Here is a 13635-nt window from a genome sequence, read left to right on the forward strand (position 1 = left end):
CGCTCGAATCCCCCGCACGGCCTCTCCATGGACTCCCAAAATCCGTTTTCCACCTTCGTGGGAACCCTGCTTCCCGGACACGGGCTGCCCGAACTCGCCTTCATGTTCTTCGCGGCGCTGATCGCGGGGCTGGCGCGCGGGTTTTCCGGTTTCGGCGGCGCGCTGATCTTCGTGCCACTCGCCAGCGCGGCAGCCGGTCCGAAAATCGCTCCTGCCCTGCTGCTGGTCATCGACGGGATCACGACGCTCGGCATGCTGCCGGATGGCTGGCGACGCGCCAACCGCCGCGAGGTGGGCACGATGCTCATCGGCGCGCTGGTCGGCGTGCCGGCCGGCACGGCGCTGCTTGCGGTCATCGAGCCGACGGCGCTGCGCTGGCTCATCTCGATCGTCGTTCTCTGCCTGCTCGCCTTTCTGATTTCCGGGTGGCGCTACCATGGGACGCCGAAGACCTGGCTGACCATCGTGGTCGGGGCGATCGCCGGGCTGTTCGGCGGCGCCACCCAGCTTTCCGGCCCGCCGATCGTCGCCTACTGGCTGGGCGGCGCGATCCCGCCGCTGACGGTCAGGGCAAACCTGATCCTCTATTTCGGGCTCGCCACCGTTATTTCGGCGGTTTCCTATGTCGTCGGCCACCTGCTGACGCTCGAAGTGCTGGCGCTCGCGCTGATCGCCGGGCCCGGTTACGGGGTCGGCCTCTTCCTCGGCTCGCGGCTTTTCGGCGTCGCCTCGGAAGGCACCTTCCGGCGCATCTGCTTCCTGCTGATCGCCATGGCGGCGATCGTCGGTCTTCCCCTTTTCGATACGCTGCGCCCCTGACGAATTCAGCCCCCGTTTCTTCAGCAAGGCTTAACGCGTGCGGGAGTAGGGTCGCGCCACTCGGTAGTAACGTGGGCGTGATCGCTGTGGGGAACACCAAGGAGAGGCTGCAGGCGCTCTGGCGCCGCGACGTCAAGCGCCGTCTGGTCGCCGGCGGGCTCGACATGGCGGCCGCCCTGGCACGCGCCGGCATGATGGCGAATGCACGCGGCCGCGGCGCGATCTTCACCCTCCACCATGTCCGGCCGAAGAAGAGCCGCCCCCTGCAGCCCAGCGCCCATCTCGAAGTCACGCCGGATTTCCTGAACGAGGCGATCGACCGGCTTTCCGCGGAAGGCTACGAATTCGTGCCTCTGACGGAGGTTCCGGCGCGTCTCGCGAGCCCGGCGAAGCGGCCTTTCGCCGCCTTCACGCTCGACGACGGCTACAGGAACAATGCCGAATATGCGCTGCCCGTTTTCGAGCGCCACAACGCCCCATTCACGGTCTTCGTGACCCGCGGGTTCGCGGAACGCACCCATTCGCTCTGGTGGGAGACGCTTGCCGAACTGCTCGGGCGGGCGCCCGAAGTCACCTTCGACTTCGGCGACGGGCCGGAAGCGGTGGACCTGACTTCCGAAGCCCGAAGGTTCGACGCTTTCGACCGCATCTCCCATTACGTCGGAATGACCGACGAGGCGAGTGCCGTTTCCCGCATCGATGCGATGGCGAGGAGGCATGGCGTCGATCCGCTGAAGATCACCGCCGACCTCACCATGGATGCCCGGGAACTTCGGGCGCTCTCGGCGCATCCGCTGGCTTCTCTCGGCGCCCATACCATAAGCCACCGGGCGGTCGCCCGCCTTTCGGCGGAGGAGGCGCGCGAAGAAATGCGGCAATCGGCGGATTATATCGAGATGCTGACCGGCGAGCGCCCCCGATCGATCGCCTATCCCTACGGCACGCCGCAGGCGGTTTCCGAGCGCGACACGACGATCGCCGGGGAACTCGGCTTCTCGGCCGCGGTGACGACGCAGCCCGGCACGCTTGGCGAAAAACACGCAAACCGGCTTACCGGCCTGCCGCGCATCTCGCTCAACGGTTACTACCAGCAGCCGCGCTACGTTTCGGCGCTGGCCTCGGGAATCCCCTTCTCGATCGGGCGGTAGACATGGCAAAATTCTTTGAGTTCGTGAATTCGTCCGCCAAGAAGGCGTTTCAGGAGCTTCCGAAGGATATCCAGATCCAATTCGCCAACGACCTTCAACGCGTTCAGGAGGGGCTTTCGCCTCTCTCAGACTTCAAACATTTGAAGGGTATCGGGAACGGCGTTGTAGAACTCATCGAAAACGGCAGCCCGGCCTATCGCGCGGTCTATTGCGCCAAATATCTCGATACGGTCTTCATTCTCCACGCTTTCACCAAAACGACGAACGGCGTGGACCGGAAGGCAATGGAGACCGTTCAGGACCGTCACAAGACGATGATGCAAATCGTTAAAAGCCGCAAGTGAATCAGGCGGCCTCGATGACGTCGCAGACAACCCGGTGCTCGGCACTGAATGAGGGCCTCAGTCGAACACCGAGCTTCGCAAGGTAACCGATCAATTTGTCAGCCGAGAAAAGCTGGATTTTCCCTCGCATCAGTTCACTGACCCGCGGCTGCGGAATATCGAGAGCCGTGGCGATATCCGACTGCTTCCATTTCCGGTCTTCAAAAATGGCAACGAGCGTCGTCAGAAGGTCCGAGCGAAACCGCAGATCGGCCGCTTCGATCGGATCATCGGTAACCGCTTCGAAAATGTTGTCAAAAGCCAGGCGTTCCATCACTCACTCGCTTATACGGAATTTCGTATAACCTATACACAAATGGATGACCGGTCAAGATCGCAACGTCACGGATACATCCTGACCTTTTCCCAGGGTCCGCCCGGAACCGCGCGGCGGAACTCGATGCGGTCGTGCAGGCGGAACTGGCGGTCGTGCCAGAACTCGATCGACACTGGCTTGATGCGGAAACCGGACCAGTAAGGCGGACGCGGGATCTCGCCGATCGCATATTTGGCGGTATATTCCGCAACCGCCTTTTCGAGCGCGAAGCGGCCTTCCAGCGGGCGCGACTGTTTCGACGCCCAGGCGCCGATCCGGCTGCCGCGGGCACGGGACGCGTAATAGGCATCGGCTTCCGCGTCGCTCACCACCTCCACCTCTCCGCGCAGGCGAACCTGCCGGCGCAGCGATTTCCAGTGGAAGCACATGGCCGCCTTCTTCTGGCCGAGGATTTCGCGGCCCTTCCGGCTTTCGAAATTCGTATAGAAGACGAAACCGTGCTCGTCGTAGCCCTTCAAGAGAACCATCCGGACGTTCGGCATGCCGTGCTCGTCGACGGTTGCGACCGCGACCGCGTTCGGATCGTTGGGCTCGGTGCGCTCCGCTTCCTTGAGCCAGGCGCCGAACAGCGCGAAGGGTTCGTTCTCTTCCGTGAAGTCACCAGTTGTTAACCCGCTTTCGGACATATTGACTTAAATACTCCCAATCTGATGATTGCCCGTGACTCGTTGACGGACAGGAAACTAGTGGACGTGATAGCAAAGTCGAAAAGCCGCACAAAGGGATTACTTTTGCTCGGCAGGCGCGCCGCCGTCTGCCTTGTCGGCCTTTCGCTTGCCGGCTGCACCAGCAGCCTCGATCTCTTCGGCAGTGCGGAAAAGGTCGACCGCAACATCTCGACCGGCACCGTGCCCGGCGCGCCGCAGCACACGGGCGCGACGCTTTCGGACGAGACGACGGTGCGCAACGCCGTCACCTCCGCCGATCTCGAAAGGCTCGGAAACGCTTCCCTTCCCTGGGCGAATACCGCCACGGGCAGCGCCGGCGTCGTCTCGCAGATCCGCGAGGCCCGCAACGAGGGGCATATCTGCCGCGACTTCATGACCACGCGGCACTCCTACGAAGGCATCGCGATGTTTTCCGGCCAGGCCTGCCTGACCGGCAGCGGCGACTGGATGCTGACCGCCTTCGACAGGCAATAGGGCTCTTCCCTCTTCTCCGAAAAAGCAGAAGCGCATTCTCTCTTTCGGTGCAATTGCGGGTGGGAAAACGTTCCCGCACCCCCCGCAACCGGGCTCGAAACGCTTTCTTTACCTTAACGAGTGCTGAGGCTTTCGATGTAACTCCTGATTCAGGAGTTCTGACCTAGGTATTTTCCCGAGCAGACGGACTGCCCGCCGATCATGAGGAACCGGCGAGCGGCTGTCGAGTTGTGATGCGTATCGGAGGGCCCAAGGATCGAGCGAGGCCCGCCGCTTCAGGTTAACCGGTGGTCCCACAATGCGTGATCCCTATTCTGTTCTGGGCGTGAAGCACAATGCCGACGCCGATGAAATCAAGGCGGCCTGGCGCTCCAAGGCGAAGACCGTCCATCCCGATCACAACCAGGACGATCCGTCCGCGGCGAGCCGTTTTGCGGAAGTCGGCCAGGCCTACGAGGTCCTGAAAGACCCGGAGCGCCGCAAGCGCTACGACCGCGCCGCCGAAATGCAGCAGACCATCATGCAGCAGCGCCAGGCCGCCCGCGAGGCGGCAGAACGCGCCAAGGCCGCCAAGGCGAATGCCGAAAAGGTCATGGAGGAACTGGCGCGTGCCAATGCGCAGCGCGGCCAAACCCAAGGCCAGTCCCCAGGCCAGTCTTCTCAGGGCCAATCTTCTCAAGGGCAATCCTCACAGGGGCAATCCCAAGGCCAGCCGGGTCATGCAGGAGAGACGCCGGAGGACATGATCGAGCGCATTTTCGGGGCAGCGGCCGCCGCCGAACAGGCGAAGGCGCAAGGCCAGACGAAGGCCCAGACGCATGCCGCCGGTGATTCTGCCGAAACGGGGAAGGCCGACCCGGCGGGAGAGAAGCCCCCCCTGCCGGCCATGGCCATCGACCTTGTCGCCTCGCTCGTGCGCCGGCTGCGCGGCACCGCACCGGCTCCCGAAAAGGCACCGGACCTTTCCATCGACGCGGAGGTCACTATCGACGACCTGCTGAAGCAGAGCTGGATCACCGTCAAGCTGGCGGACGAGCGGGAAGTGCGCTTCGCCCTGGAGAAAGGCACGACGGAAGGCCATGTGGTGCGGCTCAAGGGCCAGGGCCTCAAGGTTCCCGGCATGAAGGCCGGCGACCTTCTCGTTACGATCAAGATCGCCCGCGACGCCCGTTACCGGGCCGAGGGGTTCGACCTCCACACGATCCTGCCGATCTCGCTGGAGGATGCGGTGCTCGGCGCCGAAGCGGCGGTGGAGACGCCGGAGGGCAACCGCAGCATCACCATTCCGGCATGGTCGGGCTCAGACCAGACGATCCGGCTGAACGGCCTCGGCCTCTTCGACGATGCCGGCAGCCGCGGCGATCTCGTCATCGAGCTCAGGATTATCCTGTGGGAAAAGCCGAACGAGAAGGTCACCGACCTGATGCGGCACATGCGCCACGGGCTTTATGTCTGAGGAAAACGGCCGAATATGACAGTTGTGCGTCGGTTTTCACCGGCGCGCACCCTTTGTTACGACCTCTAACACGAGATGATCCAAGCCAGCTTGAACCCTTGGGCCGCCTATGCCATAGGCAACATTCGTCTAAGTTTCAGGGGACTATGTATGGCTCAGGCTTCCGGCCTCATGGCAGGCAAACGTGGCATCATCATGGGCGTTGCCAACAACCGTTCCATCGCATGGGGCATTGCCAAGGCCATTCACAGCCAAGGCGGAGAAGTCGCGTTCACCTATCAGGGTGACGCACTGAAGAAGCGGGTCGAACCGTTGGCCGCCGAACTCGGCGCCTATATGGCCGGCCATTGCGACGTCGCCGACGAATCGACCATCGACGCGGTCTTCGAAAACCTCGAAAGGCACTGGGGCAAGATCGATTTCCTCGTGCATGCGATCGGCTTTTCCGACAAGGACGAACTGACCGGCCGCTACATCGATACTTCGGCGGACAATTTCGCCAAGACCATGCAGATTTCCGTCTATTCCTTCACCGCCGTCGCGCGGCGGGCGGAGAAGCTGATGACCGACGGCGGCGCGATGCTGACGCTGACCTATTATGGCGCGGAAAAGGTCATGCCGAACTACAACGTCATGGGCATCGCCAAGGCCGCGCTCGAAGCGAGCGTGAAATATCTGGCGGTCGATCTCGGCCCGAAGAACATCCGCGTCAATGCGATCTCCGCCGGCCCGATCAAGACGCTTGCCGCGTCCGGGATCGGCGATTTCCGCTATATTCTCAAGTGGAACGAATACAACGCGCCGCTGCGCCGCACCGTCACGATCGAGGAGGTGGGCGACGTGGGGCTCTATATGCTGTCCGACCTTTCGCGCTCCGTCACCGGCGAGACGCACCATGCCGACAGCGGCTATCATGTCGTCGGCATGAAAGCCGTCGACGCGCCGGACATTTCGGTCATCAAAGACTGATGATCAGCTTCCAGGAACGTCCGCCTTGCTCATCTACATGATCCGCCACGGGCAGACGGACTGGAATGCCGAGGGACGGCTTCAGGGCCAGAAGGATACTCCCCTCAACGCGCTCGGCCGGGCGCAAGCCACCCGCAACGGCGAGCGGCTGCGCGGCATGATCGGCACGGCGGAGGATTTCTCGTTCATCGCGAGCCCCCTCTCGCGGACCCGCGAAACCATGGAGCGGCTGCGTGCCGCCATGGGACTCGATCCGCTCGCCTACCGTACCGACGAGCGGCTGAAGGAACTCTCCTTCGGCGACTGGGAAGGCCATACGCTTGAGGAGATCGCCTGTACGTCGCCGGACAGGCTCACCGCCCGGGCGGGGGAGAAGTGGAGCTTCATCCCGCCGGGCGCGATGGCCGAGAGCTATGAGATCCTCTGCTGGCGGATCGGCGCATGGCTGCAATCCGTCGATGGTCCGACCGTCTGCATCAGCCATGGCGGGGTGATCCGCTCGCTCTTCCGGTTGATCGGCGACCTTCCCGAAGACGAAGCGGCGGCGGCCCCCACGCCGCAGGACCGTATCCTCAGGATCGATACGGACCATAGCCGGATGGAATGGCTTTAACGCGCCGCCATCACGTATTCTAAATTATACTTTGCTAATTCTTTTGAACTACTGGACGATCTCGAGATCATCCACGACGCGGTTGCCGTCCACGACCGTGTAAAAGACCAGCACCTTGACGCCGGCTTTCAGCCCCTCGAAGTTGAACTCTTCGGGCACTTTATAGATCTTTCCGTCGTCGAGCGTCAGGCTGAGCGACTTCACGTCCACGGTCTTGATCGTAGCCTCCACGTCGGCACTTTGCGCCCAACTGTTGAGGGGCGAAAAGATGCTGGCCGTGGCGAGCAGAGCTGCGATCAGGATACGCATGGTCGGGGCCTTCGATGAGATCGATGTTGTCTCGTTTCGTTGCACAGATAGCCCCCAGATTGTGGCGAAAATCGCCCGTGACCATGACATTTTGAGTATAAGTGAAGGTCTAATTATTAACACTTTTCAAAAGCCTAGCGCCATCCTGCGGTTGCAGCGCTCGAATTTCCCAACCCTTGCCAAGTATTTCCGCACAACAAATGGCTATCAAATTTACCGGCTGCAGTGCAATCGGAAATTAACCCCCTTCCAATAGGCTTTTTCCGACGTCACAGAGGTTAACGAAAAGGTTTGCGCGATTGAAATTCTGGCTTCCGCCCGCTTCAAAATCTCTGCGCCTTTTCCGGAACCCCAAGGCGCCGACAGCGATCGCATTCGTCATCGCGCTGGCGGTGATTACCATCGGCGTGCTCCTCGACCGGCACAACACCAATGATTATCGCGGCGAGCTCAGAGCGACGACGGAAAGGGTGGCGGGCCTCCTGGCGCGGCGGCTTGTCTCCCGCATAGAAGCCGATATCGCCGTCGCCGATCGCCTTGTCCATGCCTTGACGGAAGATGCAAAGATCTCGCCGGACGACTTCAAGCGCTCCGTCGACAAGGAGTTTCGCTACGGGCAACATTTCTTTGCCGTTGCGGTCGCGCCGGATTTCGACCTCGCCCAGGTGATCACGCGCGAAGGCGTCGCCCGCGGCGCATCGGGGACGACCGGCAATATCGACCTCCCCCGTCTCGCAAACGACCTGAAATCGGTCGGCGGTCGCAATCGGGCGTCGCTGCTGAGCGGCTCCCAGGAAGACCACCTGACGCTGGTCATGCCCGTGCCGAAGGAAGGCGACGGCGCAGCCCTCTGGGGCGCGATCGCCATCCTCCTCGACGAAGAGGGGCTCATGGAAGCCTCCGGCGTCACCTTCTCGTCGAACACGACAACGACGCAGAACCTCATCGATCTCGGCTGGCTGAACGTGGTCCTGCGCGACGCCGACAAGCCCGAATACTTCGCCTTCTACGGCGACGATTCGATCGAGAATCAGTCTCCGATGAAATGGGCCGTACCGGTCAGGGGCGGCAACTGGACCCTGCTCGCCGCTCCCCGATCCGGCTGGGACGTGGCGCCGCCGAACCAGCTGCGCTTCCGCCTGTCGATCGCGCTTGCCGGGCTCGCGGTCATCCTGCCGATCTTCGTCGCGACCTCGCTGATCACCGAGCGCAACCGCAATATCGCGGCACTGAAGGCGCGCGAACTCAATCTCATCGATCTGTCGCAGCGCTTCAATCTCGCCATGGAGGCTTCCAATATCGGCATCTGGGAGGTGACCGGCGACAGCAGCCATCTCTTCTGGGACAAGCGCGCCGCCGGGCTGCACGGCAAGGCTTCCGACGGCGAGGGCAACCGCCTCGACGACTGGCTGAACTCGATCCATCCGGAGGACAGGCCCGCGGCGGAGACGCATTTCTTCAACTGCACCTGCAGCAATACGGCTTGCAGCGAAGTCTATCGCGTCCAGCTTCCGGACGGTGCCCTGCGATATCTGAGGTCCGCCGGCGCGAGCTACCGCAACGCCGACGGCAGCCACCGCACCACCGGCATCGTCTGGGACGTGACGGCGGACATGGTGATGACGCAGACGCTCCGGAATGCCAAGGAGAACGCGGATATCAAGAATGCCGAGCTCGAACTCGCTCTCGACGAGCTGTCGAACCGCGAACAGGAGCTGGAAGAGCTTTCGACCAAACTCGACCTTGCGCTCGCTTCCTCCAATTGCGGCATATGGGAATCCAATCCGGTCACGCATATCGAGAACTGGGACGAACGCATGTGCCAGCTGCACGGCATTCCGTTCACCGACGGCGTCGTCCGGGCCGAGCAGTGGATCGATCTCATCCATCCCGACGACCGGTATCTCGCGAAGCGGAACTCCTATCACTTCAACGATACCTTCCGGCCGGATCCGCTCGTCGCGCGCGTTCCGCAGCCGGATGGATCGACCCGCTACATCCGTTCGATCGGCAAGCTGCACACGACCCGCGACGGAACCAAGAAAGTGGTGGGCATCGCCTTCGACATCACCCAGGACGCGATCCTCACCCAGCAGCTCAAGGCGGCCAAGGACGAGGCGGATGCCAAGAATGCCGAGCTCGAGCTCGCCAAGAGCCGTATCGAACACAATGCGCTGCACGACCCGCTGACGCTGCTCGCCAACCGCCGCAAGCTCGACATGGAGCTCGACCGGCTGTCGCGCTCCAGCCAGAACGAGCGGCAGAAGTTCTCGATCCTGCATCTCGATCTCGACCGCTTCAAGCAGATCAACGATACGCTCGGTCACGCGGCGGGCGACGCCATGCTGGTGCATGCCTCGCGCATCCTGTCGCGCAACGTGCGCAGCACGGACGTGGTCGCGCGCATCGGCGGCGACGAGTTCGTCATCCTCGCGACCGGCAATTCCAGCGCCGAACAGATGGCGCAGCTTGCCCAGCGCATTATCGCGGAATTCCACCAGCCGATCGATTTCGAGGGGTTTTCCTGCCGTTGCGGCGTCTCGATCGGCATTGCCCAGGCGAGCGGCCTGAACATCGATGCCCGCCGCATGCTGGTCAACGCCGATATCGCGCTTTACCGGGCGAAGGGCATGGGCCGCAACCGGTACGAATTCTTCACGCAGAATCTGCAGGCCGAGATCGTCAGCCAGAAGCGGACCGCCGACGAGGTCCTCGCAGGTATCGACAACAGTGAATTCACGACCTGGTACCAGCCGCAATTCTGTGCCCGCACCAGCGAGTTCACCGGCGTCGAGGCGCTGATCCGGTGGAACCATCCGCATCATGGCGTGCTTGCCCCCGACCGGTTCCTGAAGATCGCCGAGGACCTGAACGTCTCGGCCGCGCTCGACCAGATCGTGCTCGAAACCGTGATGAAGGACAAGCTGCGCTGGGCAGCGCTCGGCGTGACGGTTCCCAAGGTTTCCGTCAATGTCTCGTCGAAGCGGCTGCATGACGAGACGCTGATCGACACGCTGAAAGCCCTGAAGATCGCGCCCGGCGAAATCTCCTTCGAGCTGGTGGAATCGATCTTCCTCGACGAGAGCGAGGCCTCGGCGGCCGGAAACCTCGAACGCATCAAGGAACTCGGCATCGATATCGAAATCGACGATTTCGGCACCGGCCATACCTCGATCGTCAGCCTTCTGAGGCTGAAGCCGAAGCGGCTCAAGATCGATCGCCAGCTCGTCATGCCGATCGTCAATTCGCCGCAGGAGCGCGCGCTCGTCCGCTCCATCATAGACATCGCCCGGTCGCTCGGCGTCGAGACCGTGGCGGAAGGCGTCGAAACGATGCAGCATGCCAGCCTGCTCCGCGAACTCGGCTGCGACCTCCTGCAGGGCTATGCCTTCTCCCGGCCGCTCTCCTTCAAGGATTTCACGGAGGCCGCACGCGTCGGCTGGCGGAAGGCGGCGGCATAAGGGTCGTCCCGCCTTTCGCCCGCGAGGCGTACCCGTTTGCGCAAGAAAAGCTTGTCGCCCGGCGACCTTTTCCATATGACAACCGCGTCAGGAGCTGGCAGGAGGCCGGCTTCGCCACAGCCGGTTTTTTACTGCCATGTCGCATAATACGTTCGGTCACCTGTTCCGCGTCACCACCTGGGGCGAAAGCCACGGTCCGGCGCTCGGCTGCGTGGTCGACGGCTGCCCGCCCGGCATCCGCTTCACCCACGCGGAAATCCAGGCCTGGATGGACAAGCGCAAGCCCGGCCAGTCGCGTTTCGTGACGCAGCGCCGCGAAGACGACATCGTCAAGGTTCTCTCCGGCGTGATGATGGACGAGGACGGCGAGACGATGATCTCGACCGGGACGCCGATCTCCATGCTGATCGAGAATACCGACCAGCGCTCCAAGGATTACGGCGAGATCGCCCGCCGCTACCGCCCCGGCCATGCGGACTATACCTATGACGTGAAATACGGCATCCGCGACTATCGCGGCGGCGGCCGTTCCTCCGCCCGCGAGACGGCGGCACGCGTGGCGGCAGGTGCGCTTGCCCGCAAGGTCGTGCCGGACCTCAACGTTCGCGCCGCGCTGATCCAGATCGGCAAGCACAAGATCAATCGCGCCAACTGGGATTGGGAACAGGTCGGCCAGAACCCGTTCTTCTCGCCGGATGCGGCGGTCGTGCCGGTCTGGGAGGAATATCTGGATTCGATCCGCAAGGCCGGCTCCTCGATCGGCGCGGTGGTGGAAGTGGTGGCCGAAGGCGTGCCGGCGGGTCTCGGCGCGCCGATCTACGGCAAGCTCGACCAGGATATCGCCGGGCTCCTGATGTCGATTAACGCCGTGAAGGGCGTCGAGATCGGCGACGGTTTTGCCGCGGCGGAACTTTCCGGCGAGGAGAACGCCGACGAGATGCGCATGGGCAATGACGGCAGGCCGATCTTCCTCTCCAACCACGCGGGCGGCATCCTCGGCGGCATCTCGACCGGGGAAGCCGTGGTCGCCCGTTTTGCGATCAAGCCGACTTCCTCCATCCTCACCGAACGACACTCGATCGATGCGGACGGCAACAATGTCGAAGTGCGCACCAAGGGCCGCCACGACCCCTGTGTCGGCATCCGCGCCGTGCCGATCGGCGAGGCGATGGTTGCCTGCGCGGTCGCCGATCATTATCTGCGCCACCGGGCACAAACCGGGCGCATTCTTTAGGAACTGATCCATGGCCTATGACCAGAAGCGCGTCGTCGACGCCATCCGCGCCTTCGAAGCCGGCGAAATCGTCGTCGTCACCGATGACGACGATCGCGAGAACGAAGGCGACCTGATCGTCGCCGCCGTGCATTGCACGCCCGACAAGATGGCCTTCATCGTTCGCCACACGTCCGGCATCGTCTGTGCGCCCATGCCGCGCGAGGAGGCCAAGCGGCTGAACCTCAATGCCATGGTGGCGGAAAACGACAGTGCACACACCACCGCCTTCACGGTGACGGTCGATTTCAAGCACGGCACGACGACCGGCATTTCCGCCGATGACCGGACGCTGACCGTCCGCAACCTCGCCAATCCGAATGTCGGCCCGAGCGATTTCGTCCGTCCGGGTCATATTTTCCCGCTGATCGCCCGCGAAGGCGGCGTGCTGATGCGTTCCGGCCATACGGAAGCGGCCGTCGATCTCTGCCGGCTCGCCAATCTCCCGCCGGTCGGCGTGATCTGCGAGCTCGTCAACGACGACGGCACCGTGATGCGCGGTCAGCAGGTCGCCGACTTCGCGGTCAAGAACGGACTGAAGCAGGTTTCCGTCGCCGATCTCATCGCCTATCGCCAGCGCAAGGAAACCCTGATCGAGCTGCAGTCGAGCTTCGACGTCGAGACGCCCCACGGCAAGGCGAAGGCGCATGCCTATTCGCTGCCCTGGGACCCGATGCAGCATGTGGCGGTGATCTTCGGCGATATCCGCGACGGCGTCGACATTCCGGTCCGCCTGCATCTCGAAAACGTCACCCGTGACGTGTTCGGCGCCTACCGCCCCCTCGACCGATACATGGCGAAGATCGAGGAGGAAGGACGCGGCGTCATCATCTACCTGCGCGAGGGCTCGGTGGGCGTCGGCCAAAAGGATCATGGACGCAAGCTGCGTCAGGATCAGGAAGCGCATGCCGAAGCCCAGGCGCGCGAAAGCGAATGGCTGGAAATCGGCCTCGGCGCCCAGATCCTGAAGGATCTCGGCGTCACCTCGATCAAGCTGCTCACCCGCAGCGAGCGTCATTACGTCGGCCTCGAAGGTTTCGGCATCAAGATCGCCGAGACGGTGATCTGCTGAGCATCCAGTAGTTGCATTCGGCATTATCTACGTTAGATTGTTGCCCTGTTGAGGGGCAGTAATTTTTCGTGTACGAATAATCATGAAGTTCGTCTGGGACGAGCCGAAGCGGCTTGCGAATATCGCGAAACACGGTTTCGATTTTTTCGATGTCGGCGCGTTCCATTGGGAAACAGCCGTGATGGAGCGAAGCCATTCCGGTCGCATCAAGGCGATCGGCTATTTCGAAGATGGCACAGCCGTCGTGATTTTTGCGGCGCTCGGAACTGAGGCCACGTCCATCATCAGTTTCCGGCCCGCCAACGAGAAAGAAAAGAGGCTTCTGACATGGCAGTGAAGCGTCAGACTCTCAAGGAATTCCAGCCCGGTCGCGGCTACACCAAGGAAGATTGGGACGCAGTGGACAGCCCGCCGCTCACCGACGAGGAACTCGCGCGCATGCGCCCGGCGCGAGAAGTCATGCCGCCCGAGTTCTTCGAAGCGATCGAGGAAATGCGTCGTGCCCGCGGCAGGCCCAAGGTCGAGGCGCCGAAAGTGGCCGTCACGCTGCGGCTCGATCAGGACGTGCTTGAAAAGTTCAAAGCGTCGGGGAAGGACTGGCGAGCCAAGATGGCCGAGGAACTGCGCAAGGCAGCCGGTCTCCGAGAATGACC

The 13635-nt window shown here is 62.6% G+C and carries 15 protein-coding genes; 12 read left to right on the top strand and 3 right to left on the bottom strand.

The window, feature by feature from the left end; genetic code table 11:
- Positions 1–27: 27 nt before the first annotated feature.
- The 3 genes from ACMGE0_RS12820 (at position 28) to ACMGE0_RS12830 (ending at position 2311) form a co-directional block, all read left to right on the top strand.
- The gene (locus ACMGE0_RS12820; RefSeq protein WP_436816243.1) at positions 28–819 is read left to right on the top strand and encodes a sulfite exporter TauE/SafE family protein; all 792 of its coding nucleotides are present in this window, start codon (positions 28–30) and stop codon (positions 817–819) included.
- A 107-nt stretch (positions 820–926) separates the two neighbouring features.
- A complete protein-coding gene (locus ACMGE0_RS12825; protein WP_436816463.1) occupies positions 927–1967 on the top strand; it encodes a polysaccharide deacetylase family protein in 1041 nt (346 codons plus the stop codon).
- A gap of 2 nt (positions 1968–1969) precedes the next feature.
- Positions 1970–2311 carry a type II toxin-antitoxin system RelE/ParE family toxin gene (locus tag ACMGE0_RS12830; RefSeq protein WP_436816244.1) on the top strand — a complete coding sequence of 114 codons (342 nt, stop codon included), beginning with the start codon at positions 1970–1972 and terminating at the stop codon, positions 2309–2311.
- A 1-nt stretch (position 2312) separates the two neighbouring features.
- On the opposite strand, the gene ACMGE0_RS12835 is transcribed toward ACMGE0_RS12830, so the two are convergent.
- Positions 2313–2624 carry a helix-turn-helix domain-containing protein gene (locus tag ACMGE0_RS12835; protein WP_436816245.1) on the bottom strand — a complete coding sequence of 104 codons (312 nt, stop codon included), beginning with the start codon at positions 2622–2624 and terminating at the stop codon, positions 2313–2315.
- 68 nt (positions 2625–2692) lie between these two features.
- Entirely contained in the window at positions 2693–3313 is a 621-nt protein-coding gene (pdxH, locus tag ACMGE0_RS12840; protein WP_436816246.1) for a pyridoxamine 5'-phosphate oxidase, read from the bottom strand.
- A 60-nt stretch (positions 3314–3373) separates the two neighbouring features.
- On the opposite strand from pdxH, the gene ACMGE0_RS12845 reads away from it, so the two are divergent.
- The 4 genes from ACMGE0_RS12845 to ACMGE0_RS12860 all read left to right on the top strand — a co-directional run bounded on the left by ACMGE0_RS12845 (position 3374) and on the right by ACMGE0_RS12860 (position 6867).
- The gene (locus ACMGE0_RS12845; RefSeq protein WP_436816247.1) at positions 3374–3829 is read left to right on the top strand and encodes an RT0821/Lpp0805 family surface protein; all 456 of its coding nucleotides are present in this window, start codon (positions 3374–3376) and stop codon (positions 3827–3829) included.
- Between the two features lie 298 nt (positions 3830–4127).
- Positions 4128–5285 (top strand): DnaJ C-terminal domain-containing protein, encoded by a 1158-nt coding sequence (locus ACMGE0_RS12850; protein ID WP_436816248.1) that lies wholly within the window; start codon positions 4128–4130, stop codon positions 5283–5285.
- 150 nt (positions 5286–5435) lie between these two features.
- Positions 5436–6254 (top strand): enoyl-ACP reductase FabI, encoded by an 819-nt coding sequence (fabI, locus tag ACMGE0_RS12855; protein WP_436816249.1) that lies wholly within the window; start codon positions 5436–5438, stop codon positions 6252–6254.
- 25 nt (positions 6255–6279) lie between these two features.
- Complete coding sequence (locus ACMGE0_RS12860; RefSeq protein WP_436816250.1) at positions 6280–6867, top strand: histidine phosphatase family protein; 588 nt, start codon at positions 6280–6282, stop codon at positions 6865–6867.
- A 48-nt stretch (positions 6868–6915) separates the two neighbouring features.
- On the opposite strand, the gene ACMGE0_RS12865 is transcribed toward ACMGE0_RS12860, so the two are convergent.
- Positions 6916–7176, bottom strand: coding sequence for a DUF1344 domain-containing protein (locus tag ACMGE0_RS12865; RefSeq protein WP_436816251.1), 261 nt, complete (start codon positions 7174–7176; stop codon positions 6916–6918).
- Positions 7177–7508: 332 nt separating this feature from the next.
- On the opposite strand from ACMGE0_RS12865, the gene ACMGE0_RS12870 reads away from it, so the two are divergent.
- The 5 genes from ACMGE0_RS12870 (at position 7509) to ACMGE0_RS12890 (ending at position 13633) form a co-directional block, all read left to right on the top strand.
- Positions 7509–10637 carry a bifunctional diguanylate cyclase/phosphodiesterase gene (locus ACMGE0_RS12870; RefSeq protein WP_436816464.1) on the top strand — a complete coding sequence of 1043 codons (3129 nt, stop codon included), beginning with the start codon at positions 7509–7511 and terminating at the stop codon, positions 10635–10637.
- Between the two features lie 136 nt (positions 10638–10773).
- The gene (aroC, locus tag ACMGE0_RS12875) at positions 10774–11871 is read left to right on the top strand and encodes a chorismate synthase (RefSeq protein ID WP_436816252.1); all 1098 of its coding nucleotides are present in this window, start codon (positions 10774–10776) and stop codon (positions 11869–11871) included.
- 10 nt (positions 11872–11881) lie between these two features.
- On the top strand, positions 11882–12982 hold the full coding sequence (ribB, locus tag ACMGE0_RS12880) for a 3,4-dihydroxy-2-butanone-4-phosphate synthase (protein WP_436816253.1): 1101 nt from the start codon (positions 11882–11884) through the stop codon (positions 12980–12982).
- 82 nt (positions 12983–13064) lie between these two features.
- A complete protein-coding gene (locus ACMGE0_RS12885) occupies positions 13065–13319 on the top strand; it encodes a BrnT family toxin (protein ID WP_436816254.1) in 255 nt (84 codons plus the stop codon).
- A complete protein-coding gene (locus ACMGE0_RS12890; RefSeq protein WP_436816255.1) occupies positions 13310–13633 on the top strand; it encodes a BrnA antitoxin family protein in 324 nt (107 codons plus the stop codon). Before ACMGE0_RS12885 ends, ACMGE0_RS12890 begins: the two co-directional genes overlap by 10 nt.
- Positions 13634–13635 lie beyond the last annotated feature (2 nt).

Source organism: Neorhizobium descurainiae (genome assembly GCF_051400715.1).
Taxonomy (GTDB): Bacteria; Pseudomonadota; Alphaproteobacteria; order Rhizobiales; family Rhizobiaceae; genus Neorhizobium.